This is a genomic window from Chimaeribacter arupi (assembly GCF_002858805.1).
GTDB classification, from domain to species: Bacteria; Pseudomonadota; Gammaproteobacteria; order Enterobacterales; family Enterobacteriaceae; genus Chimaeribacter; species Chimaeribacter arupi.
Map to the genome: position 1 here is coordinate 1 of NZ_PJZI01000031.1, position 23382 is coordinate 23382.

Here is a 23382-nt window from a genome sequence, read left to right on the forward strand (position 1 = left end):
CGAATCCTAATACCGTGCAGCCTTCATTAATGGCCGTGACACCCTCATCCACCGAACGCATTCCGTGTTTGGCTTTATAACCATATTTATTTTGTGCGGTAATCGCCCCGGCCCCGCCGCTGCCGCAAAATGAGATGCCGAAGGTTGCGCCTTCTGCTTTCATCACATCGCCCAGCCGCATATCCGCCGCCATGCCCGGCACCACCACCGCCCGGCCGCCCGCGGCTTCCACGCCCTGCGCGACTTTCTGCCCTTTGCCCAGCCGGTCACCAATCACTACGGTAATATCCATTGTTATCCCCTTATCTGGTTACATGTCGTTATCGTGGGTATTTTCTTTTGCGACTTCAAAATGCACCGAGAGCAAATACGCCTCTTCAATCGGCAAATTACCGACGCTCCCGATGACCTGTTCCGCCAGCGCCATCGACTCTGCGGAAATATCCTCAAACAGATCTTTGTCCACTTCCGGCAACGGCTCCCCGGTAAAAGAGCGCAACACCATGGCGCGGATATGGGAATCCAGCATCTGTTGCTGTACGGCATTTGGGTAAATGGCCTGGCGGCGCAATAACCCCATTATTTCGGCCAATACCTCTTCCGTCCGGTTATCAGCCATTTCGGTATCCACCCTGACGGCGTGATGCCCCGGTGCGGTTCCATTATTCACGGCGCGTCTCCCTGCCGGTTATTTACGGGTAATGGGAATACCCTACGCGCAGCCGGGCACGCTGTGTAGACGCACTTTTTCCAGTTCAAACTGGAAATGAAATAGGCAGAAAAGATCCAATTCGCAAAACAGTCGGATTAAATGAAAAATAGGGGGGAACGGAAAATAAAAACAGGAAGAAAAACAGAAAGAAAAACGGCCCACTACGGGGCCGTTTTTAAAGGAAGGTGGGGAAGGCTTATTCGCCGGCGATTTTCATTTCCGGCAACAGCACGGAGCCGCACTGGATGTTGCTGCGGGTTTCGATGTCACTGCCGACGCTGACGATATTGCGCAGCATCTCTTTCAGGTTACCGGCAATGGTTATCTCGCTGACCGGGTACTGGATCTCGCCGTTCTCTACCCAGAAGCCGGACGCACCGCGCGAATAGTCACCGGTGACGCCGCTGACGCCCTGGCCCATCAGTTCCGTGACCATCAGGCCGGTGCCGAGCTGTTTCAGCATGGCGGTGAAGTCGTGCCCCTGCCCGGCAATACGCCAGTTATGGATGCCGCCCGCGTGGCCGGTGCTTTTCAGGCCGAGTTTGCGCGCTGAGTAGCTGGTCATCAGCCAGGTTTGCAGGATACCGTCTTTCACGATGTCACGGCGCTGGGTGCGGACCCCCTCGCTGTCGAACGGCGTGGAGGCCAGCCCCTTCAACAGGTGCGGGTGCTCCTCAATCGTCAGCCACTCCGGCAGGATCTGTTTGCCCAGGCTGTCGAGCAGGAAGCTCGATTTGCGGTAGATGCTGCCGCCGCTGATGGCGCCGACCAGGTGGCCGAACAGGCCGGTCGCCACTTCGGAGGCAAACAGCACCGGCGCTTTCATGGTCTGTAGTTTGCGCGGCGACAGGCGGGAGAGCGTGCGGCGGGCGCACTCTTCCCCGACCCACTCCGGGCTTTGCAGATCGTCAATCGCGCGGCCGATGGTGTAGGCGTAGTCGCGCTCCATGTCGCCGTTGTGCTCGGCAATCACGCAGCTCGACATCGAATGGCGGCTGGAGCAGTAGCTCTGCAACATGCCGTGGCTGTTGCCGAACACCTTGATGCCGACGTGGCTGTTGAAGCTGCCGCCTTCACTGTTGGTGATGCGTTTGTCAGCGGAAAGCGCCGCCTGTTCTGCCCGTGCCGCCAGCTCAATGGCGCGCTCGGCGTCCAGCTCGGTCGGGTGGAACAGATCGAGATCCGGGGCCTCAAAGGCCAGCAGTTCCGGGTCGGCGGCCCCAGCGTACGGGTCCGGCGAGGTGTAGCGGGCGATGTCCAGCGCTGCCTGCACCGTGCGGCTGATGGCCTCCGGGCTGAGATCGGTGGAGGAGGCACTGCCCTTGCGGTTCTGCCAGTACACCGTGATGCCCAGCGCGCCATCGCTGTTGAACTCCACGTTCTCCACGTCGCCAAACCGGGTGCTGACACTGATCCCGGTGGATTTACTGACGGCCACTTCGGCCTGATCGGCCCCGGCCTGCGCCAGTTCCAGGGCGCGGGCGACCGCCTGTTCCAGCGTTTTACGTTGCTCTGCAACTTGAGTGACTACTTTCATCGATCTGCCATAATTAATGAGATAATCGTCCGGAAACCGGCTGGGTTCGCCTGGGTTCCCGCTCCACGTCCACGGCGTTTTACACCTGATTGATAGGCTTGAGTCTAACAGAGATTCACATAAATTGATGGCGGCCGCCAATCCGCCGGGCATCTTTGCCCACAATCCGCGCAGCCTTGCGCCATAATAACCGGGCTGCGGGCGCGATCTTTGCTGCTAAACCCGGCTGTCGCTGGCGATCCACGCCGACAACCTGATAGGATTAGCCTCTTTTTTTGGAGTCCCCATGAACAAACCACACGAAGACTGGCTCGACGACGTCCCTGAGAATGAAAACGAAGAAGACGACGAGATTATCTGGGTCAGCAAAAGCGAAATTAAACGTGATGCCGAAGCGCTGAAAGATCTGGGCGCAGAGCTGATGGAGCTCGGCAAAAACGCGCTCGACAAAATCCCGCTGGATGAAGACCTGCGCGCCGCGATTGAACTGGCACAACGCATCAAAAAAGAGGGCCGCCGCCGCCAGTTGCAGCTGATCGGCAAAATGCTGCGCGCCCGCGATCCGGAGCCGATCCAGACCGCCCTCGACAAGCTGAAAAACCGCCATAACCAGCAGGTTTCCCTGTTCCATAAACTGGAAACGCTGCGTGATCGCCTGGTTGAAGAGGGTGACGACGCCGTGCCGGACGTCCTGGCGCTCTACCCGGACGCTGACCGCCAGCAGTTGCGGGCGCTGGTGCGTAACGCCCAGAAAGAGAAAGCTGCCAACAAGCCGCCGAAAGCATTCCGCCAGATTTTCCAGTACCTGCGCGAACTGGCTGAAGCCAAAGATCAGTAATCCCCACGCCGGGATCTGCCAGCCGGGGGGAGAGGAACTCGCCCTGTGGCTGGCCCGGCCGCCGGCTTTCCGGCGGCGCAATGATCGGCGGTGCGCTTACTGACGAATGTTAAAACGCAGCCCGCCTTCCAGCTCTTCCTCCGCCTCTTCAAACAACAGCACCAGCGCGCCGAAGCGTCGCTTTTTGCGTGCATTCAGGTTGACGAACTCAATCTCTACCGGCAGCCCAAGGCGGCCTGTCACCACATCCCACAGCGCATCCAGATTTGCCCCAAAACCGTCGCCCAGCGCAAACTCCCGCGCAAATTCGCCGTAAAACCGGGGCAGATCCGGTATCTGATTAAAGTCGAAAACCACTTTCCCCATGCACTTACTCCATCCTGATGAAATGTTTACCGTTACCGCACGTCAGGCCGGTTCACCCGCCCCCGTCAGAGATTGCCGAGGTGCAGGGTTTTGACTTCCAGGTACTCTTCCAGGCCCAGCACCGAGCCTTCACGCCCCAGCCCGGACTCCTTCACGCCGCCAAACGGGCCGAGCTCAGTGGAGACGGAGCACTCGTTGATGCCGATCATGCCGCTCTCCAGCGCCTGCGACACGCGGAACACCCGTTGCAGGTTCTGGGTATAGAAGTAAGCCGCCAGCCCGAACTCGCTGGCATTGGCGCGGCGGATAACCTCCTCTTCCGTACTGAAGCGCAGGCAGGCCGCCAGCGGGCCGAATGTCTCTTCGTGGGCCACCTGCATCTCGTCGGTGACATCCGCCAGCACCGTGGGCTGGTAGAAGTTGCCGCCCAGCGCGTGGCGCTCGCCGCCGGTGATGACCCGCGCGCCTTTGCCCAACGCGTCGCTGACGTGCTGTTCCACCTTTTCAACCCCTTTCGGCTCAATCAGCGGGCCGACCACCACGCCTTCGTCCATGCCGTTGCCGACTTTGAGCTTTTTCACTGCCTCCGCGAGGCGGCTGACGAATTCATCATAGATGCCGTCCTGGATATAGAAGCGGTTGGTGGCGACGCAGACCTGCCCGCTGTTGCGGAATTTGTTGGCGATCGCCCCCTGCACCGCCAGTTCCAGGTCGGCATCCTCAAACACGATGTAAGGCGCATTGCCGCCCAGCTCCATCGAGACTTTTTTCATGGTCTCTGCCGCGTTGCGGACCAGCGTTTTGCCCACTTCCGTGGAGCCGGTGAAGGAGATTTTACGCACGGTTTTGCTGGCCATGATGGCGTCGCTGATGGCATGGGTGTCACCTGCCACACCGTTCAGCACCCCTTTCGGCACCCCGGCGCGGTCTGCCAGTTCCAGCAACGCAAAGGCAGAGAGCGGCGTATTGTTGGCCGGTTTAATCAGGCCGGTACAGCCCGCCGCCAGCGCCGGGCCGAGTTTGCGCGTCAGCATCGCCAACGGGAAATTCCACGGGGTGATGGCGGCGACCACGCCAATCGGCTCACGGGTTGCCAGAATGCGCGCGCCGGGTTTGGTGCCGGGGATAATCTCGCCGTTGGCACGTTTCGCCTCTTCGGCAAACCACTGGATGTAACTGGCGGCGTAGTCCACTTCGCCCAGCGCCTCTTTCAGCGGTTTGCCCTGCTCCGCCACCATCAGCTCGCCCAGGAAAGGTTTGTTTTCCTGAATCAGCTGATACCAGCGGTAAAGGATTTCCGAGCGTTCTTTGGCGGTTTTGCTGCGCCAGGCCGGGAAGGCCTCCGCGGCGGCGGCAATCGCGGCGTTGGTTTCCGCTTCACCGGCTTTCGCCACATTGGCGATGACCTCACCGGTAGCCGGGTCCTGCACCTCAAAGGTCTCACCGGCCTGCTGCCAGACGCCCGCCACAAAGTAGCCGGTTTTGAATAAGTCGTTTTTTTTCAGGCTGTCATAGCGCGCCATACTCTTCTCCTGATGCACACACGGCCTCAGCGCCGCGTGAAAAATAAAGCAGTCCAGCTAAGTATAGCGGTTTCTCATGGCATGGAGATGACGCGCCAATTCAGCCATCATTGCCTTTAATATCATCCAGTTATTGCTTCATCGCAAAAGGCGGGCAAAAAAAAGCCAGACCGGCGTCTGGCTTGGTTATCACGCGCTGAGCAGCGCATTTTCATATTTGTGCAGCATGTCTGCCAGCCGCTTCACCGGTTCGGTGACGTGGCGCGGAGCCTGGTAGTGCACCAGTTTTTGCTGGTACTCATTCAGCTCTTTCAGCAACCGGTCGTAGTAGTAGCGGCGCTTGACGTCATTGGTGGCGGTAACCACATGGTCGGCAGTGTTGCGGATCTGCTTATGGAACGCCGAGAGCTCCTCATTCACCGGGATTTCCGCCTGCCGCATCCGCTGGTGCGCGATGATCAGCGTCAGCGCCAGCCGGTATTTGGCGATGTCATTCGGGAACATCACCAGCAACTGGTTAAGCTGCTGATAGAGCGCCGGTAAATGGTTTTCACGGCGGCGTGACGCCTTGGTGGTCAACGCCGACACCGCGCTGCTCATCAGCCGGTTCAGCAGCGTGCGGCCGGTACGCTCTTTGGATTTATCGCGGATCAGCAGGATCACCACCAGCGCCACCCCGGCACCGATAAACTGGCCGGTGGCGTTATCGAGGAAGCTGGTGACGTTGAACGTCATCGGGTTGCTCAGCACCAGGATGTTGATGCTGCCCGCCAGCAGGCCCAGGGTGCCGAGCCGCCGCTTCTGCACTTCAATGCCGCAGATAAAGGTCAGCACGCCAAGGCACAGGCAGAGCAGCAATACGCTCTGCTGGGTGGCGGGCAGGATCAGCATAAAGTAGAGCGAGCCGACCGGGATCGCCACCATCATGCCCAGCACGAAATCCATCGCCATCATGCGCGGGTTCGGGGTGCGCATCGCCAGGGCGGTGACCACGCCGATGATGACCATAAAGCCGCTGCCGGACGTCCAGCCGGTCCAGAGCCAGATCAGGCTGCCCGCGGCAGTGGCCGCAAAGGTGCGCAGGCCGTTGATCATCGCGTGGTAACGCTCGGCGGAAGGGGTTTTGATCACCACTTCATCGCTCAGCACGCCCTCTTCCACATTGTTGATGCTGCTGTTGGTGCGCACGCCTTTTGCCAGCAACAGATAGCGCGAGGCGGCCCCGACCCAACTGGTGACGGTGACCGGCGCGCTGGCGTTGTTTGTCAGCAGGTGGCGCAGCACTTTCATCCGCTTATGCACCTCCGGCAGGGTGTCGGCCGGTTCATCAAACAGGCTGCGCACACTGGCGGAGATCTCTTCCGGGTGGTTCAGCAGGATGAAATAGGTTTCGCACGCCTGGGTGATAAGCGTCAGCGACAGGGTATGCAACGCCCGCAGCCGCCGGTTGGCGCGCCCCCAGCGGGAGGATTCCATCATCAGGTGGTTGCGCATCCCGTTCAGGGCATTGGTGTTTTTCACCAGATCGCCCCAGGCTTTGTCCACGGTTTCCCGTTCGGCAGAACCGAGGCAGAGCTGCATCAGCCGGTATTGGTCCACCAGCAGTTTCTCCACCAACCGGTCGATGTCCGCTTTGATGGAGCGCGGCGAGAACAGCAGATCGGCGATCACGGCACTGACGATCCCCAGCACAATTTCACTGCACCGCTCCACAGCGAACTGCGGGGTTTGCAGCGGGGTATTGGCAGAGGTGACGACGATAATCAGCGCGGTATAACCGGCCAGCCCCAGCGCATAGGAGTTTTCCACCCGCACCAGTGAGGACCACCAGGTACAGAAACCGGCCCAGATGCAGCAGAGCAGCAGCATCACCACCGGCGCGCGGATGGTGGCGATCATGATCACCAGCGCCGCCAGGCAGCCGATAAAGGTGCCGATGATCCGCAGCCAGCCGCGGTGGCGGATGGCGCCGGAGAACGGCTCGCCGCCGGCGACAAACGCCGGGCCGGCCACCACGATCGCGGCGGTCATCGCTGACCAGCGCGGCGTCACCAGCTCCAGATGGAAGCCGAGGATCAGCGCAAACAGAATGGCAAAAGTGAGCTTGAGCGCAAACCGCATCCGCGGAAAGGGAAACTCAACGTTGAGGCTTTTCATCGCTGCCCCTTAGCCGAACTCGCGCAAACGGTGCAGGAACTGCACAAACGGCGACTCCGTGGTCACGTCACGGTCATTGGTACCGGTTATCACCACCGTGGCCGTGGTGCCCGCCGGGTACGGGTGCGCCTGGTCAGCGGCATCCAGCCGGATGCGCACCGGCACGCGCTGCGCCAGGCGTACCCACTCCAGGTTGGAGTCCACGGTCGCCATGCCTTTGCTGTCCGGCGTGCTGCTGCTGTTATTGACCCCGGCGGCGATGCTGTCCACGGTGCCGTGCATGATGCGGTTACTGCCGAGCGGGGTGATCTCCACGCGGTCACCGATATTCACCTGCGGCAGCTTGGTCTCTTCCATGTAGGCCAGAATGTAGAAGGTGTTTTTCTTCACCAGCGCCACGGCAGTCGAGCCGCGGGTGATGTAGTCCCCACCGTGCACGTTCAGGTTGGTGACCCAGCCGTCCGCCGGCGCTTTCACGTCAGTACGTTCCAGGTCAAGCTTCGCCAGATCGCGTGCCGCCACCGCTTTCGCCAGCTGGTGCTGGGCGGTTTGCAGCGAGTTGTTGGACTGGTCAATCTCCTCCTGCGACATCGCCTGGACACCCAGACGCACGCGGCGGCCCGCCTCACGTTTCTTCTCCGCCGCCAGCGCCTGGTAGTAGGCCACGTCGGCTTCGGCCTCTTCCAGCGCCTGCTGGTAACGCGGCTTGTCGACGGTGAACAGGATCTGCCCGGCTTTCACCAGCTGGTTATCTTTCACCGGCACATCGGTAATCAGCCCGGTGACGTCCGGTGCAATCCCCACCACATCGGCGGTGAATTTGGCATCGCGCGTCCACGGCGATTCGGTATAGAACACCCAGGCGCGGAAAATCGCGATGGCCGCGAGGATGACCAACAGCAGGGTGATCGCAATACGAATTATTTTTATAGAAAGGGTTTTCACAGCGACCTCAGACAAAGAGACAAGAAATCAGATAGAACAGACAGCAGTACAGCGCTGTATTGAACAGTGCAGGGTGCCAGACAAAATCATAGATCCCGGTGGGTTGCAGCAGCCGCCGCAGAATGAAAAACAGCGCCAGGGCGGCGAGTATTTCGAAAAAAACCGGGGGAAACGATAATCCGAAAATCACCATTACCGGAAGCAAACTCATCATTTATTCCTTATTGTTTACTCTGCCGGGCTAATACCTCACCATACCGCGCCGGTGCTTCAGCTATTTTAGGCAATATCCGGCACCTTCCACTGGGGAAGCGCAGGAAGGCGTTAAGAAAAAGTAAGCTGAAAGCAGTGCGGAGGTGTCGCGAGGAGAATTGATTGACTACAGATTCGCCCAATCAAAGGCACTTCACCCGTGGGACTATGGTAGCGTTGTTGTTATCAGTCTATCTACCTTATGTGATCTAAATCACTTTTAAGCCAGAGTGAATAATGGAACGACTCAAGCGCATGTCCGTGTTTGCCAAAGTAGTGGAGTGCGGCTCGTTTACCGCCGCGGCGCGCCAGCTGGAAATGAGTGTCTCCTCCATCAGCCAGACCGTCTCCAAACTGGAGAATGAGTTGCAGGTGAAACTGCTGAACCGCAGCACCCGCAGTATCGGCCTGACCGAGGCAGGGAAGATTTACTATCAGGGCTGCCGCCGTATGTTGCAGGATGTGCTGGAGGTGCATGAGCAGCTTTACGCCTTCAACAACACCCCGACCGGCACGCTGCGCATCGGCAGCTCCTCGACCATGGCGCAGAATGTGCTGGCGAACATGACCGCCGACATGATGCGCGAATACCCCGGCCTGACAGTAAACCTGGTGACCGGCATCCCCGCGCCGGATTTGATTGCCGACGGGCTGGACGTGGTGATCCGCGTCGGTGCGTTGCAGGACTCCAGCCTGTTCTCAAAACGCCTGGGCTCCATGCCGATGGTGGTGTGCGCCGCGCGCAGCTACCTGAACCAGCACGGCACGCCGGAGAAACCGGCCGACATCGTCAATTTCTCCTGGCTGGAATACAGCGTGCGGCCCGACAGCGAATTCGAACTGATCGCCCCGGAAGGGATCACCACCCGCCTCAGCCCGCACGGGCGTTTTGTCACCAATGACTCGCAGACCATGATCCGCTGGCTCAAGGCCGGGGCGGGCATCGCCTATGTGCCGCTGATGTGGATTATTGATGAGATTAACGCCGGTGAGGTGGAGATCCTGTTTGCCCGCTACCACTCTGACCCGCGCCCGGTGTACGCGCTCTATACCGAAAAAGACAAGCTGCCGCTGAAAGTGCAGGTGTGCATCAACTACCTGACGGAGTATTTCAACCAGGTCGGGACGCTGTTCAAGCAGTACCGTGAGCAGAAGCCGCTCGAGGAGTGAAGGCCGGAAAGCAGACTGCCCGCAGGCGCGGGCAGTCTGTGTGTATCAGAAGACAGGATTACGCGGTGCCGCCGACGGTGAGGGTGTTGAGTTTCAGCGTCGGCTGGCCAACGCCCACCGGCAGGCTCTGCCCCTCTTTGCCGCAGACGCCGACGCCCTTGTCGAGCGCCAGATCGTTGCCGACCATCGAAATCTGTTGCATCGCCTCGATGCCGGAGCCGATCAGCGTCGCGCCCTTCACCGGTTTGGTGATGCGCCCTTTCTCAATCAGGTAGGCTTCTGAGGTGGAGAACACGAACTTGCCGGAGGTGATGTCCACCTGGCCGCCGCCGAAGTTCGGCGCATAGAGGCCATACTCCACGCTGCTGATGATCTCTTCCGGCGTGGACTGCCCGGCCAGCATGTAGGTGTTGGTCATGCGCGGCATCGGCAGGTGCGCGTAGGACTCACGGCGGCCGTTGCCGGTCGGGGCCACACCCATCAGGCGCGCGTTGAGTTTGTCCTGCATGTAGCCTTTCAGGATGCCGTTCTCGATCAGCACGTTGTACTGGCCCGGCACGCCTTCGTCGTCAATCGCCAGCGAGCCGCGCAGCCCCTGGAGGGTGCCGTCATCCACCACGGTGCAGAGTTCAGAGGCCACCAGCTCGCCCATCTGGCCGCTGAATACCGAGGTGCCGCGACGGTTGAAGTCCCCTTCCAGGCCGTGGCCGACCGCCTCATGCAGCAGCACGCCCGGCCAGCCTGCGCCGAGCACTACCGGCATCGCCCCGGCCGGGGCCGCGACGGCGGAGAGGTTCACCAGCGCCATACGCACCGCTTCGCGCGCCCAGGCTTCCGCCCGCACTTCGCCGTTTTCGTTCTGCAGGAAGAAGTCATAACCGAAACGCCCGCCGCCGCCGCTGGAGCCGCGCTCGCGTTTGCCGTCCTCTTCCACCAGCACACTCACGGAGAGCCGCACCAGCGGGCGCACGTCCGCCGCCAGCGTGCCGTCGGTGGCCGCCACCAGCACGGTTTCATACACGCCGGTCAGGCTGGCGCTGACTTCCTGCACGCGGCGGTCAGCGGCGCGCGCCGCCTTGTCCACCCGGTGCAGCAGGGCGATTTTCTCTTCACGCGGCAGGCTTTGCAGCGGGTCGAGCAGCGGGTAAAGCGCAGTGTGGTTGACGGCGCCCAGCGTATGAATTTTGCCGCTGCCGTTCTCACGCACGATGTTACGTGCCGCCTGGGCGCTCAGGTTCAGCGCGTTCAGCGTCAGTTGGTCGGCGTAGGCGAAGCCGGTTTTCTCACCGCTGACGGCGCGCACGCCGACACCCTGGTCGATGTTGTAGGAGCCGTCTTTGATGATGCTGTCTTCAATCACCCAGGCTTCATGGTAACTGGACTGGAAATAGAGGTCGGCATAGTCGAGGCGACGCTCAGCCAGTTGACCCAATACCGAGGAAAGGTCTTGGTGCGTAAGGTTGTTCGCAGTAAGTAACTGCTCACTAGCAAAGGCCAGGCTCATAGTATCTTCACTCATTGTTATAGGGTTCCGGTGCGGCGCACCGGATTCGGGGATGTTGCGCCCGGCTACTTCGCCCCGGCCGCTTTCGGCTCGCGCAACACCTCATTAATCTTGGGTTGATCCAAGTTACCACTGATGTGGTAACGGATCAGGGAGATTTTGTTCCAGAGCGGTGCCAGCGCTTTGGTGGCGGCAAACACCGCCGCGCCAATCACCGGGTTTATCACAAACGCGGTGGCCACCCCCACCGTGGCGGAGATTTCCGGCGCGATCACCGCTTCCATCTCAATCTGCCGGCGCACCAGATCCACCTGCCCGTTCATGGCGATGTCAGCGGCCAGCCCATCCACCAGCAGGTCATCCGTGTGCAGCACGCCATCCTTGATCCAGATAGTGGATTTAATGGAGTCGAAATAGAAACCTTTACCGAAGGTGTCACTAAAATCAAGCTGCAACTTGCGCAGCAGGGCATCGAAACTGATCAGCCGCAGCAATTGCCCGGCGCGGCCGCCGCCGAGATCGGCGATTTCCCCTTTGCCCAGCGCGCTGTTTAGCGTGCCGTTCAGCGTCGGGATGGACGGTTTCCACGGTTCGCCCTGCCAGTGCAGATCAAACGCCACATTGAACGGCGCGGCTTTCAGCGGGGTAGAGAGGCCAAGCCAGGCGGCGGCTTCATCAATTTTCTCGCCCTGCAATGTCCCTTTCAGCCCGGTACGCGATCCGGCGCTTCCCTGTTGCCACTGGCCGTCCACCGTCAGGCGCATTTTGCCGGTGTCCACCAGCCCGTTACGCAGCGTAAGGGTGTCGCCCTGCGGCGTGACATCCGCCTCCACCCGGCCCACGTTCTGGCCGTAGAACCAGCAGCTCCGGCAGCGCAGCATCACCGATGGCCAGTTGCGGAAGGAGATGTTTTCGCCGAACGGATTGCTGCCGGTGCCGGAGGCGCGCTCGCCGGTGGCCGCGGCGAACTGCGGATTATAATAAAGGTAGCGGATATCCGCCTGCCACGGCGCACTTTCCGCCATCTTCAGGGTGCCGTCCGCTTCATCCGCGTGTACCTGCGCCTGCATCCCGCCCGCTTGTTGGGTGGTGTTCACCGCGACGTTATGCCAGCTCTGCCCGCCGGCCTCCAGCACCGGGGTGGTCAGGGTGACCAGTTTCGGGAAATGGAACGCCAGCGCCGGGGCGGCATTGGCCGCTGCCGGGATAGCCTGCGCCGGTGACAGCAGCGCCAGCCAGCTTTCGCCATCCAGCGCCGGGAGGTCGAGCGTCAGGCTGCTGTCGGCAGGCAGCGGGGGTGGGGTGGCGCTGTGGCGCTGCCAGGCGGCGCGGTCAAGGGTCAGTGCGTCCCCCAGCAGCCAGCGGCTGTTAAAGGCGTTCTCTTTGCCGACGCGCCCGGTCAGGTTAAAGCTTTTCAGCCCACCTTTCGCCCTGGCAGTCAGCAGCAGCGGCTCACCGGCGGTTTTGGCCAGCGGCGCGGGTAAGTGACTGCTTACTGCTTTTAGATCCACGCTGGCCTCTACGTCATACTCCGGCTTGCCCTGGTGCGGCAGGGTAATGCCGACCTGGCTTTTCCAGGCTGCGCTGCCGCCCAGGGCCGGAATAGCCGCCGCCGGTAAGCCCGGCAGCCTGGCGGGTTGCCAGTCACCGGACAGATTCACCTTGATGCCCATACTCTGCGGCTGCTCCTGGGTGGAGAAATCCACCGCCAGCGGTTGCCCCAGCCAGTTACCCTGCATCGGTTCGCTTTGCAGGTTGCCGTTGTCATAGCGGAAGCGGCCGTTCAGGTGCTTGATGGTGGTGTTCAGCGGTTTAATCAGCAGGCTGTTATCCGCCAGTTGCACATCACCGCTGGCCCTGACCTGCTGGCCGTTCAACGGAATATCGAGATGTAAGCGCCCACTGACATCGCCGCCGATCTGCAATTCATCCAGCGCGGCCCCCAGCGAGCCTTTCAGGGGGGTCTGGTTGAAGTAATTTCCCACTTCTTTACCCGCACCCCGGATATCGGCATCCACCAGCAGCTTCTGTTTCAGGTAATCCGGGATTGCGGCCACCACATTATTGCCCTGCACCTGCCCCAGCGTGGTATGGGCCGCTTTCATAAACAGGCCGTCGTTGAGGAAGTTGAGGTCGATGTCCAGATCCTGCAACGCCGGCCAGCCCGGCTGGAAGCGGAAGGTGGACGCGCGCAGCGGCACATAAACCTGGAACTGGCCGTCATTGTGTTTGTAAGGGAACAGGTGCGGGTTCCCGGCGTAGACCAGCGTGGCGTTCTCCACCTGCCCGCCCTGGATCGCCCCGCTCAGGTAATCCACCAGATGGGTGCCCATCAGCGGTTCCGGGAAGTAGCGCCAGGCGTCACCGGCGTCATACAACCGGATACCGGAGAGAATCGACAGCCACGGCGTACCGTTGGCCGGCTGCATATAGTCGAAATCACCGGTGGCCCACAGCGAGCGCGCCTGCACGTCCAGCCCGCGCCCCCAGAGTTCCAGCCGGTCGCTGTTGTTGACCCAGCCAATCGCCCCCTGCGCGCGGTGCACTTCCAGCGGCGCGCGGAACATCTCGCCATACGGCAACACGCTCTCGTTGAGGTCCAGATCCAGCCGCCCCTGCGGCACGCTGCCGCTCAGCGTCCCGGCGAAATGGCTGACGCCCGGTAACACTTTCCAGTGCTGCCAGCTGACGTCATGCCATTTCGCCTGGAAACGGGTCAGTTCCGGCTGCTTGAGCGGGATGTCGAGCGCCAGCGCATCGATATGCCCGGCGGGTTTCAGGTCATTCCAGCGGTCCAGCAGATTGGGGGAGAGGAACGCCACCATCGGCAACAGCGGCCCGAGGCGCTCAATGCGGATATGGCGGGTGCGCAGGCGTAACTCTTCGCGTTGATTCGGGCCGAGGAAATCGGTGTTTTCCGGCAGCCACAACGCAGAGATGCCGCCGCGCGGCCACGGTTGGCCGTCGGTCTGCAACGCCAGTTGCGGCACATCAAATTGCCAGCCGCGCCCCTGCCGTTTCGCATGGAGGGAGAGATCCGCCACCTCGAGCCGGTGCGGCTGGCCGTCGATGTTCCAGCGCGCCTCGCCCTGCCGTACCCGCGCATCGCCCCCGGCAATTTCGCCGTTCTGCACCTGCAACCAGGCCGCCAGGCTGACGTTGCCGGTTTGCAGGCCGGTGTTGCGGCGCAGCCAGCGCCCCAGCCACGGCTTGAGATCCACATCGTCCGCCTGCAGATAGACTGTGCCGTTGTTCAGCAGCCCCTGGCTGTCGTGCAGGTCCATGCGCAGTTGCACCACGCCATGCTGGCCGGTAAAGGTTGAGAGGCTGAGCTGCCCCTCCGCGCGGTGGCGGTTGTCGCTGTTAAGCCAGGTGAGTTGCGGGATGTCAAACACCGCGCGCGGGCCGGAAGGCGTCAGGAACGAGATGCGGCTGTTGCGCAGGTCAAAGTGGTCAACCTGCTTGAGGAAAAGGTTACTGATTTCATTGGGTTCCACCGAGCTGCCCTGGTGGTCGCGGCCGCCGAGGGTGGAATCCAGGTCGAGCTGGAGGTTATAGAAGGTAAGGTCGCGGAACTGCCAGCGCCAGTGCAACAGCGATTGCCAGACATCCAGCGCCAGCGTGACGCGCTCCAGCTGCCAGGTGGAATCCGGCAGCCGCGCCTGTAAGCCGTTGACTTCCAGCGTCGGGCCGAAGGTTTCCCAACGGCCGGTTAACTTTTCTACCCTGACCGGTACCCCGCTCACCGCCTCGATTTTGCTCAGCAATTGCGGGCGGAACGTGTCCAGCTTCGGCAGCGCCAACCGTAACCCACTGATCAACAACGCCACCATCACAATAATGGTGGCGCAGGTGGTTAACAGAATACCCGGCACTCGCCTCACGCGTTTCTCCTTTCATCCCGTTGTCATCAGTACGGGATACGACATCAAATTAATTTACAGCCATGCGTGACGCAGGGGCGACAACATGCCGGCAGCCTCGTGCCGCCGGCCAGGTTACATCATGACGACGTCAAATTGTTCCTGGTTATAGAGCGGCTCGATCTGCACTTTGACCTGTTTGCCGACGAAAATTTCCACTTCCGCCAGCGCATGGGACTCTTCGCCTTTCAGCGCTTCGCCCACCGCCTGCGAGGCGTAGACCAGGAAACGGTCAGCATCATACGCATGATGCACGCGCACAATTTCGCGCAGGATCTCATAACAGACCGTTTCCACCGTTTTCAGCGTGCCGCGGCCATGACAGGTTGGACAATCATGACAGAGCACATGTTCCACGCTTTCACGCGTGCGTTTGCGGGTCATCTCCACCAGGCCGAGCTGGGAGAAACCATTGATGCTGGTTTTCACCCGGTCTTTGCTCAGTGCCTGCTCCAGCGAATGCAGCACGCGGCGGCGGTGGTCCTCGTTGCTCATGTCGATAAAGTCGATGATGATAATGCCGCCGAGGTTACGCAGCCTTAACTGGCGGGCGATGGCCTGCGTCGCTTCGACGTTGGTGTTGAAGATGGTTTCATCAAGGTTGCGGTGGCCGACAAATGCCCCGGTGTTGATGTCGATGGTGGTCATCGCCTCGGTCTGGTCGATAATCAGGTAGCCGCCCGATTTCAGTTCGACTTTGCGCTCCAGCGCCCGCTGGATCTCGTTTTCCACATCGTAGAGATCGAAAATTGGCTGCTTGCCGGTGTAGTGCTCCAGCTTGCTGGTGAGTTCCGGCATATATTCGCCGGTGAACTCCAGCAACAATTCGTAGGTCAGGCGGGAATCGACGCGGATGCGATCCAGCGCTGCGCCGGCGAAATCACGCAGGATGCGCTGCGCCAGCGCCACTTCACCATACAGCTTGCACTTGGTGACATTGCGTTTTTTGCGCTCGGTGACTTTCGTCCAGAGGCGTTTGAGGAAGGCGGCGTCCTGGGACAGCTCCTCCGCCCCTACCCCTTCGGCGGCGGTGCGGATAATAAAGCCGCCCAGATCGTCACAGTACGCGGAAACGATTTTCTTCAGGCGATCACGCTCCGCCTCACTGGCGATGCGCTGTGACACGCCGACATGCGCCGCGCCCGGCATAAACACCAGGTAACGCGACGGCAGGGTGATGTCGGTGGTGAGGCGCGCGCCCTTGGTGCCGAGCGGGTCTTTCACCACCTGCACCATTAAGTCCTGCCCCTGGCGCACCAGCTCGGCGATGTCACGCACGTGGAAATTTTTGCGCTCGTCCCCGGCCACGCATTCGGTGTGCGGCATGATGTCGGAGGCGTGGAGGAAGGCGGCCTTGTCGAGGCCGATGTCCACAAAGGCGGCCTGCATCCCCGGCAACACACGGCTGACGCGGCCCTTGTAGATGTTGCCGGCGATGCCGCGTTTGGCTTCGCGCTCGATGTGGATCTCTTGCAGAATGCCGCCGTCAATATAGGCGACCCGTGTCTCTGAGGGGGTGATGTTTACCAGTAATTCAGCGGTCATGGTCTCTCCTTACCTTGCGGACAGCCATAAACTGGCTGTACAGCTCCTGTGTCTCCACCAGCGGCAACCCGACCACGGCCGGGTAGCTGCCGCGGATCTCCCGCACAAAACAGCCGCCTTTGCCCTGGATGCCATACGCACCCGCCTTGTCAAAGGGTTCGCCACCGGCGATATAGTGTTGAATCTCGTCTGAGGAGAGTACGCGGAAAGTGACCTCCGTCGTCACCAGCGTGCAGAGCAGATCGCCCCGGTCGGCTATCGCCACCGCGGTCATCACCTGGTGCTGCCTGCCGGACAGCGCCTGCAACATCTCTGCGGCGTGCTCCGCGTCACGCGGCTTCTCCAGCACCTGCCCCTCTAATACCACGATAGTATCAGAACCGAGGACCGGCAAATCCTGCGGGGCAGCGGCCACCCCGGCCAGCGCCTTGTCCTGTGCCAGCCGCCGTACATAGCCTTCCGGCGTCTCTTCCGGACGGCGCACCTCTTCCACGTCCGCCACAATACGTTCGAACGGGATCTCCAGCAGGGAGAGCAATTCATGCCGCCGCGGGGAGGCGGAAGCCAGATAGAGCGAAGTCATCTTGGTCCTCATTGTACGGCAAATTGACGGCGGATTTTACGCATCAACAGGAACAGCCACGGCCACAGGATGCCGTCAATCACACTACTCCAGAATACTTCCGGTCGGAACGACACATTTATCACTAAAAATTCAGCCCAGAACACCACAACGTGCATCGCCAGCGAGAGCAGCATCACAATCAGCGCTTGTTGCCATAATGCCATGTTGCGGAACAGCTGGAATTTGAAGGCCACCAGATAAGCGATGATGCCCAGCGCCAGCGCCCTGACCCCAAGCGTGGAGCCGAGGATCAGGTCATTGAGCAGGCCGAGGATAAAGCCGGTACCGACATTCACCCGGTGCGGCAGCGCCATCACCCAGTAAATGAGCAGCAGCGTCAGCCACGAGGGCCGGAACATGTAGATCTGTTCAGGCCAGGGCATAATTTGCAGCAACATGGCAATAAAGAACGAGATCCAGATTATCCAGCGCCCGTGGCTGCGGTAGCGGTTCATGGCTGTGTCCCCCTGGCCGGCGAAGCCGGTGCCGCACCGTTAACCGGGGCAGCACCGTTTGCCGGTACAGCATTAGTCGCCGGGGCCGGAGCCGGGGCGGGTGGCCCCATCTCATTGGCGCGCGGCAATACCTGCGGCATCATCTGCATCAGGCGTTCATTGGCGACGCGGTGCACTTCGTCCGGCGGCAGGGGCATGTCCCCGTTACGGTCAGACCCCCACAGCAGCAGCAGATAGCGCAAACGTTGCAGGCCGGCCGTCGGGCGGGCCTGGATAACCGTGTAGGCGCGCTGGTTGTCCACTTTCACCGAGGAGACCACTGCCACCGGATACCCTTCCGGGAAGCGGCCGCCGAGGCCGGAGGTCACCAGCACATCGCCGACACGGATGTCCGTGTTGCTCGGCAGGTGCTCAAGCTGAAGGTCATCGGTACAGCCGCTGCCTGCGGCAATCACCCGGATGTCATTACGCAGCACCTGAATCGGCAACGCGTGGGATGCATCGCAGATAAGCAACACGCGGCTGGTGAATTGCGCCACCGCCACCACCTGCCCGACCACGCCCTTGTCACTGATCACCGGCTGGCCTTCATAGACGCCGTTTTCAGAGCCCTTGTCGATAACCACCTGGTCGCTGTACGGGTCGGTGCCGGTAGAGATCACCTGCGTGACCATCTTCTGCTCGTCCTGGCGCAGGGGTGACCCCAGCAATTCACGCAGGCGGGCATTTTCCTGCTTGAACTGGCCAAGCAGCAGTTGATCGCTGTTTTTCAGCAGCAGCTCCTGGCGGAGCGCACGGTTTTCCAGCTCGAGCTGCTGGCGGGTCGCCAGCGTGTCAGAGACGCTGTCGAGCAGTTTGCGCGGGCCATTAGACAGGAAATAGAAGGGACTGACGGCCGTATCCATATAGGTACGGATCTTCATGAAGGTACCGAGACGGCTGTCGGCGATAATCAGGGCAATCGCCGCGACAATAGCCAAAAAGAGACGTAATTGCAGGGAAGGCCCCCTGCTAAAAATCGGCTTCATAAATTATGCGGATTCCTCGACGACAGAAGGGGGTAGCCACATGGCGTGAAAGCCGTTCACGCCCGGCACGCAGGTCAACCAAACCGGGCAGGCCGGCGCACCCTGCGTGGGTACGCCCTTAATGCCGTGACACAGCGGTTCATGCTTGCGCACCGCGATGTGCGCCACCCCTTCCCAGGGCTGATGAGATGTTGCGCGGATTACTCTTCGCTGAACAAATCGCCGCCGTGCATGTCGATCATCTCCAGCGCCTTGCCGCCGCCACGGGCAACACAGGTCAGCGGATCTTCTGCCACGACCACCGGGATGCCCGTCTCTTCCATCAGCAGGCGGTCGAGGTTACGCAGCAGCGCGCCGCCGCCGGTCAGTACCATGCCGCGCTCGGAGATGTCCGAGGCGAGTTCCGGCGGGCACTGCTCCAGCGCCACCATCACCGCGCTGACGATGCCGGTCAGCGGCTCCTGCAACGCTTCGAGGATCTCGTTGGAGTTCAGGGTAAAGCCGCGCGGCACACCCTCAGCCAGGTTACGGCCGCGCACTTCAATTTCGCGCACTTCGTCACCTGGGTAGGCGGAGCCGATTTCGTGTTTGATGCGCTCTGCGGTCGCTTCACCAATCAGCGAGCCGTAGTTACGGCGCACATAATTAATGATGGCTTCGTCAAAACGGTCACCGCCGATACGGACAGAAGAAGAGTAGACCACGCCGTTCAGGGAGATCACGGCCACTTCGGTGGTACCGCCACCAATATCCACCACCATGGAGCCGGTCGCTTCAGACACCGGCAGGCCGGCGCCGATTGCCGCGGCCATCGGTTCTTCAATCAGGAAGACTTCACGTGCGCCTGCGCCCTGCGCGGACTCACGGATTGCCCGGCGTTCAACCTGGGTCGCGCCAACCGGCACGCACACCAGCACACGCGGGCTTGGGCGCATAAAGCTGTTGCTGTGGACCTGTTTGATGAAGTGCTGAAGCATTTTTTCAGTCACAAAGAAGTCAGCAATCACGCCGTCTTTCATCGGGCGGATAGCCGCGATGTTGCCGGGCGTACGCCCCAGCATCTGTTTGGCGTCATGTCCCACCGCCGCAACGCTCTTAGGGGAACCGGCACGATCCTGGCGAATGGCAACCACCGACGGTTCATTCAATACAATGCCTTGCCCTTTAACATAGATCAGGGTATTGGCCGTACCCAGGTCGATGGACAAGTCATTGGAAAACATGCCACGGAATTTCTTAAACATAACGAAAGGATAATCCTGCAAGCTGGGGGCGGAAAATAAAATCCGCCTACTTTACCAACCACGCGAAGCAGCGACAAGGCGCATAAACAGTCTGCTCCGGTGAAAAAATAGTCTGCGATGTTGACAATTTATCGGCCATAAAACAAGGGCTGCCCTGATTTTTCGGCACCGCTTGCAGAGTCTTCTTCTGGCACGTTATAAAGGCGCGCACATCACACATACATAGCTACATTACACACACATACATTTTCCCCGCTTCAGAATGTTGGTAAGGACTCACCAACACCCCTGCCAGCGGGCTGGCTCATTCTACGTCAATTCGACCCAATGGATCAGCGTATTGCTATCAGTTATGGGAATATTTTTTGTTGCTTCTTTCAACAAGCGCCGGTAACGCAAAATAATCCCCCTGCCCGCCGTGCACGCCTTTCTCTTTCAGGGTTTGCCACTCCTCGGCGGTCCTCACCCCCGCGGCAAATACCTGCACCTGAGTGCCGTCGCAGGCGTTGACCAGGCTCTGGACAAACAACTGGTTTTCGACCCGCCGGTCAATGCTGCGCACCAGGCCGGGGTGAAGTTTAACCAGCTCCACCGGTAACGATTTGATATAGGTGGTGCTGACCACCGTCAGCCCCGCCTGCGCCACCACCAGCCGGCACCCTAACCCATGCAGTAACCGCAGCACCGGCCGTAAACGGTCGATATGTTGACAGAGATCCGCCTCTGCAAGTTCAATCATAATTCGCCGGCGCTGGTTTTTTTCAGATTGCAGCAACGTATCGCGCAGCCATTGCTGGAACGGCCGCTGCAACAGCGCATCCACCGTCAGCGGAAACGCCAGCGCGTCGTCCGGCCACTCCGCCAGCAGCGGCAGGATCTGCGTCAGCGTCTGGCGGTCATAACGCTGCGCCAGGCCAAACAGCATGGCGAACGGGATAAACTCCGCCGCCGGTAACTCCTGCTCGCCGTCAAAAATGCGGCGCAGGATCTCAACATGGTGCCGGCGGCCGTCGCGGGTCAGGGCGGGTTTCTGGTAGAGCCGCAGCCCGTCGCGCGCCAGCGTGTGCTCCAGCAGGGTCCGCCAGCGGACGCTGCCGCGCCCGCGCTCCGGCACCTGGCTGTCATGCACGACCCAGCCGTTGCTGCCCTGCAACGAGGCCAGCCTGGCGGCCTGTTCGGCGTTATCCATCACCTGCTCCGGCGACTGGCCGTAACGGTAAGTGCTGATGCCGATAGAGAGCAGCGCCTCCAGATCAATTGGCTGGTTCGGCAAGGCGCCCACCGCATTCACCAGTTGCCCGGCGATCACATCCGCCTCTTTCAGCGTGCTGTGCGGCAGCAACACCGCGAAATCACTGGCGAAATAGCGCGCCAGCAGCGCCGCCGGGTAGCGCATCACAAAGGTAGAAAGCAGGTTGGCGACGGCGTTCAGCAGCTCCTGCACCGCCGGGCGGCCATGCACATCGCGCAGGGTGTCGATATCCGGCAGGCGGATCAGCATCACCACGCCATAGGCCCCGGCATCTTCCAGTTGCGTGGTGAGCTGGTTGTCAAAAAAGAGCCGGTTATTGAGGCCGGTGCCTGCATCCTGTGCAGCAAAGGTGCGGATCAGCGTGTCTACCCGGCCGCGCTCCTCCTGGGCTTCGCGCAGTTCCCGCAGCAGCCTGTCCAGCGCACTGCTGGCGGCAGGCGGCCATTCGCGGATGTCGCCCTGCCCCACATTGTGGCGCTCACCGCGCAAAATCTGCCGCGCCCGCGCCTCCAGCCGTTCATAACCGGCAATCTGCCGCGTCAGCCAGCGGTAACTCAGCCCCATCACCCCAATCATGGCCAGGATAGCCAGGCTGATGGGCAGCGACGTGCGCAGAGAGTGGGTGTAACCGGCAATCGGGTCGAGGTAGGTCAGGCGGATAGACGAGCCGGGGTGCTGCAATAAAGGCAGCGTGATGTCACGGTACTCGGTGGGCAGGCGCGGATGGGTGCTGTCAGGCGGCAGCGCCAGATGGTAGAAAAGGCTGTGGCCGTTGACCACATTCACCTCAGACACCCCCACCGTACGCATCGCCAGCGGCAGCCAGTTACGCACCGTGCCGGGCGGCTGGCTCAGCAGCGCCTGGTCAAAGGTGGTGGCGAGTGTGGCGAGGCGGTCATGCATCCGCTGATGGCTGAGATTGAAAAAGCTGAATGCGCATCCCAGCAGCATCAACAGCATGGCCAGCGCCACCAGCAGGGTAATAAAGGCTGAAAGTTTGGTCGTGAATCGCATCCCTGTGCCTTGCGCAACATGGTTGAGTAAAAGGACGGCCTCCCGTGTCGGCACGCTACTATAAAATAGAAAAGCCTGGAGTAAACGGCGTTAAACCCGCCTGCCGGCCTCGCTATTCTACGGATAGCGGCATATCGGAAAAAAACAGGGTTTACGGCGTTTTTTGTTCTGCCGCATCCTGTTCCCGTAACGGGGCGTTTATATTCATAGAAAGACAACACAGTTCCCAAATAATTCATCTTTTATATAGAGAGGTTCTATGAAAGCGCTTTTGCTCGAGCAACATGAAGGCCGGATCGCCGCAGAGATACAGGAGATCGCCCCCGATCGGCTGCCGGACGGCGACGTAACGGTAGAAGTCGGCTGGTCTGGGCTGAACTATAAAGATGCGCTGGCGATCACCGGCAAGGGCAAAATTGTGCGCAACTTCCCGATGGTGCCGGGCATCGATTTCGCCGGCACCGTAGTTGACAGCAAAGACTACCGTTTCCGCCCCGGCCAGCAGGTGGTGCTTACCGGCTGGGGTGTGGGTGAAACCCACTGGGGCGGGCTGGCGGAGCGGGCGCGGGTCAACGCGGACTGGCTGGTGGCGTTGCCGCCTGCCCTGTCGGCCCGCCAGAGTATGATCATCGGCACTGCGGGGCTGACGGCGATGCTCTGCGTGATGGCGCTTGAGGAGGGCGGCGTGGCCCCGCAGAGCGGCGAGGTGCTGGTCACTGGGGCCAGCGGCGGCGTCGGCAGCACGGCGGTGGCGATCCTCGCCCAGCAGGGCTACCGGGTGTCGGCAGTCAGCGGCCGCCCGCATACCCACCCATACCTGCGTGACCTCGGTGCGGCGCATATCCTGCCGCGTGAGGAGTTCTTTGAAACGGCGCGGCCGCTGGAGACGCAGCGCTGGGCTGGGGCCATTGACACCGTGGGCGATCGCCTGCTCGCCAACGTGCTGGCGCAGATGAACTATAACGGCGTGGTGGCCGCCTGCGGGCTGGCCGGCGGTTACCTGCTGCCGACCACGGTGATGCCGTTTATCCTGCGCAATGTCCGGTTGCAGGGCATTGACTCGGTGCGCGCGCCGCTGCATCGCCGCCAGGCAGCCTGGGAACGGCTCGCCGGCCTGCTCCCTGCCCGCTTCTATGAGCAGGCCGCCACGGAAATCAGCCTGGAAGAGGTGCCGGAGGCCGCTGCCGCGCTGATGGACAACCGCATCACCGGCCGCACGCTGGTGCGTATTGGTGGGTAAAGTCCGGTAACAACATTGTCAACCTGCGCGATAATGTGTAACAAATGGCAGG

The 23382-nt window shown here is 60.9% G+C and carries 19 protein-coding genes; 3 read left to right on the top strand and 16 right to left on the bottom strand.

From position 1 onward, the window contains the following. From CYR52_RS16720 to pmbA, 3 genes are all read right to left on the bottom strand, one after another. A partial coding sequence (locus tag CYR52_RS16720; protein ID WP_101828992.1) for an SFCGS family glycine-rich protein occupies positions 1 to 292 on the bottom strand: 292 nt, incomplete at its 3' end. 18 nt (positions 293 to 310) lie between these two features. After that, positions 311 to 670: a glycine dehydrogenase gene (locus CYR52_RS16725; RefSeq protein WP_420912795.1), complete on the bottom strand. Its 360-nt coding sequence runs from the start codon at positions 668 to 670 to the stop codon at positions 311 to 313. Positions 671 to 908: 238 nt separating this feature from the next. After that, complete coding sequence (gene pmbA, locus CYR52_RS16730; RefSeq protein WP_072931681.1) at positions 909 to 2249, bottom strand: metalloprotease PmbA; 1341 nt, start codon at positions 2247 to 2249, stop codon at positions 909 to 911. Between the two features lie 286 nt (positions 2250 to 2535). On the opposite strand from pmbA, the gene yjgA reads away from it, so the two are divergent. Continuing rightward, the gene (gene yjgA, locus CYR52_RS16735) at positions 2536 to 3087 is read left to right on the top strand and encodes a ribosome biogenesis factor YjgA (RefSeq protein ID WP_072931678.1); all 552 of its coding nucleotides are present in this window, start codon (positions 2536 to 2538) and stop codon (positions 3085 to 3087) included. Positions 3088 to 3183: 96 nt separating this feature from the next. Here yjgA and CYR52_RS16740 read toward each other — a convergent pair whose 3' ends face one another. The 5 genes from CYR52_RS16740 to aaeX form a co-directional block, all read right to left on the bottom strand. Then, complete coding sequence (locus CYR52_RS16740) at positions 3184 to 3453, bottom strand: barstar family protein (RefSeq protein WP_072931676.1); 270 nt, start codon at positions 3451 to 3453, stop codon at positions 3184 to 3186. Between the two features lie 65 nt (positions 3454 to 3518). Continuing rightward, positions 3519 to 4976 carry an NAD-dependent succinate-semialdehyde dehydrogenase gene (locus tag CYR52_RS16745; RefSeq protein ID WP_101828993.1) on the bottom strand — a complete coding sequence of 486 codons (1458 nt, stop codon included), beginning with the start codon at positions 4974 to 4976 and terminating at the stop codon, positions 3519 to 3521. 189 nt (positions 4977 to 5165) lie between these two features. Further along, positions 5166 to 7133 carry a p-hydroxybenzoic acid efflux pump subunit AaeB gene (gene aaeB / locus CYR52_RS16750; protein ID WP_072931672.1) on the bottom strand — a complete coding sequence of 656 codons (1968 nt, stop codon included), beginning with the start codon at positions 7131 to 7133 and terminating at the stop codon, positions 5166 to 5168. Positions 7134 to 7142: 9 nt separating this feature from the next. After that, on the bottom strand, positions 7143 to 8078 hold the full coding sequence (aaeA, locus tag CYR52_RS16755) for a p-hydroxybenzoic acid efflux pump subunit AaeA (RefSeq protein ID WP_072931671.1): 936 nt from the start codon (positions 8076 to 8078) through the stop codon (positions 7143 to 7145). Between the two features lie 7 nt (positions 8079 to 8085). After that, the gene (gene aaeX, locus CYR52_RS16760; RefSeq protein ID WP_072931669.1) at positions 8086 to 8289 is read right to left on the bottom strand and encodes a p-hydroxybenzoic acid efflux pump operon protein AaeX; all 204 of its coding nucleotides are present in this window, start codon (positions 8287 to 8289) and stop codon (positions 8086 to 8088) included. Positions 8290 to 8567: 278 nt separating this feature from the next. Between aaeX and aaeR the strand changes: the two genes are divergently transcribed. Continuing rightward, on the top strand, positions 8568 to 9500 hold the full coding sequence (gene aaeR / locus CYR52_RS16765) for an HTH-type transcriptional activator AaeR (RefSeq protein WP_072931667.1): 933 nt from the start codon (positions 8568 to 8570) through the stop codon (positions 9498 to 9500). A gap of 58 nt (positions 9501 to 9558) precedes the next feature. Here aaeR and tldD read toward each other — a convergent pair whose 3' ends face one another. The 8 genes from tldD to csrD form a co-directional block, all read right to left on the bottom strand. Further along, positions 9559 to 11004 (bottom strand): metalloprotease TldD, encoded by a 1446-nt coding sequence (tldD, locus tag CYR52_RS16770; protein WP_101828994.1) that lies wholly within the window; start codon positions 11002 to 11004, stop codon positions 9559 to 9561. A gap of 65 nt (positions 11005 to 11069) precedes the next feature. Beyond that, positions 11070 to 14888 (bottom strand): AsmA2 domain-containing protein YhdP, encoded by a 3819-nt coding sequence (gene yhdP / locus CYR52_RS16775; protein ID WP_101828995.1) that lies wholly within the window; start codon positions 14886 to 14888, stop codon positions 11070 to 11072. A 114-nt stretch (positions 14889 to 15002) separates the two neighbouring features. Further along, a complete protein-coding gene (gene rng / locus CYR52_RS16780) occupies positions 15003 to 16472 on the bottom strand; it encodes a ribonuclease G (protein WP_072931661.1) in 1470 nt (489 codons plus the stop codon). Then, a complete protein-coding gene (locus tag CYR52_RS16785) occupies positions 16462 to 17055 on the bottom strand; it encodes a Maf family protein (protein WP_072931660.1) in 594 nt (197 codons plus the stop codon). The genes rng and CYR52_RS16785 overlap by 11 nt, the downstream gene beginning before the upstream one ends. Before the next feature lie 8 nt (positions 17056 to 17063). Further along, positions 17064 to 17552 (bottom strand): rod shape-determining protein MreD, encoded by a 489-nt coding sequence (mreD, locus tag CYR52_RS16790; protein ID WP_072931658.1) that lies wholly within the window; start codon positions 17550 to 17552, stop codon positions 17064 to 17066. After that, complete coding sequence (gene mreC, locus CYR52_RS16795; protein ID WP_101828996.1) at positions 17549 to 18580, bottom strand: rod shape-determining protein MreC; 1032 nt, start codon at positions 18578 to 18580, stop codon at positions 17549 to 17551. The genes mreD and mreC overlap by 4 nt, the downstream gene beginning before the upstream one ends. Before the next feature lie 200 nt (positions 18581 to 18780). Next, positions 18781 to 19824: a rod shape-determining protein MreB gene (gene mreB / locus CYR52_RS16800; RefSeq protein ID WP_003855260.1), complete on the bottom strand. Its 1044-nt coding sequence runs from the start codon at positions 19822 to 19824 to the stop codon at positions 18781 to 18783. Positions 19825 to 20170: 346 nt separating this feature from the next. Further along, positions 20171 to 22090: an RNase E specificity factor CsrD gene (gene csrD, locus CYR52_RS16805; RefSeq protein ID WP_101828997.1), complete on the bottom strand. Its 1920-nt coding sequence runs from the start codon at positions 22088 to 22090 to the stop codon at positions 20171 to 20173. Positions 22091 to 22349: 259 nt separating this feature from the next. On the opposite strand from csrD, the gene acuI reads away from it, so the two are divergent. After that, positions 22350 to 23330: an acrylyl-CoA reductase (NADPH) gene (gene acuI, locus CYR52_RS16810; protein WP_101828998.1), complete on the top strand. Its 981-nt coding sequence runs from the start codon at positions 22350 to 22352 to the stop codon at positions 23328 to 23330. Positions 23331 to 23382 lie beyond the last annotated feature (52 nt).

Excerpts from the sequence above, each read along its gene's own strand:
- acuI (WP_101828998.1), top strand. The coding sequence starts at position 22,350 with ATGAAAGCGCTTTTGCTCGAGCAACATGAAGGCCGGATCGCCGCAGAG.
- rng (WP_072931661.1), bottom strand. The coding sequence starts at position 16,472 with ATGACCGCTGAATTACTGGTAAACATCACCCCCTCAGAGACACGGGTC.
- aaeB (WP_072931672.1), bottom strand. The coding sequence starts at position 7,133 with ATGAAAAGCCTCAACGTTGAGTTTCCCTTTCCGCGGATGCGGTTTGCG.
- aaeX (WP_072931669.1), bottom strand. The coding sequence starts at position 8,289 with ATGAGTTTGCTTCCGGTAATGGTGATTTTCGGATTATCGTTTCCCCCG.
- tldD (WP_101828994.1), bottom strand. The coding sequence starts at position 11,004 with ATGAGCCTGGCCTTTGCTAGTGAGCAGTTACTTACTGCGAACAACCTT.
- CYR52_RS16740 (WP_072931676.1), bottom strand. The coding sequence starts at position 3,453 with ATGGGGAAAGTGGTTTTCGACTTTAATCAGATACCGGATCTGCCCCGG.
- CYR52_RS16785 (WP_072931660.1), bottom strand. The coding sequence starts at position 17,055 with ATGACTTCGCTCTATCTGGCTTCCGCCTCCCCGCGGCGGCATGAATTG.
- yjgA (WP_072931678.1), top strand. The coding sequence starts at position 2,536 with ATGAACAAACCACACGAAGACTGGCTCGACGACGTCCCTGAGAATGAA.
- mreD (WP_072931658.1), bottom strand. The coding sequence starts at position 17,552 with ATGAACCGCTACCGCAGCCACGGGCGCTGGATAATCTGGATCTCGTTC.
- aaeR (WP_072931667.1), top strand. The coding sequence starts at position 8,568 with ATGGAACGACTCAAGCGCATGTCCGTGTTTGCCAAAGTAGTGGAGTGC.
- csrD (WP_101828997.1), bottom strand. The coding sequence starts at position 22,090 with ATGCGATTCACGACCAAACTTTCAGCCTTTATTACCCTGCTGGTGGCG.
- mreC (WP_101828996.1), bottom strand. The coding sequence starts at position 18,580 with ATGAAGCCGATTTTTAGCAGGGGGCCTTCCCTGCAATTACGTCTCTTT.
- CYR52_RS16745 (WP_101828993.1), bottom strand. The coding sequence starts at position 4,976 with ATGGCGCGCTATGACAGCCTGAAAAAAAACGACTTATTCAAAACCGGC.
- pmbA (WP_072931681.1), bottom strand. The coding sequence starts at position 2,249 with ATGAAAGTAGTCACTCAAGTTGCAGAGCAACGTAAAACGCTGGAACAG.
- mreB (WP_003855260.1), bottom strand. The coding sequence starts at position 19,824 with ATGTTTAAGAAATTCCGTGGCATGTTTTCCAATGACTTGTCCATCGAC.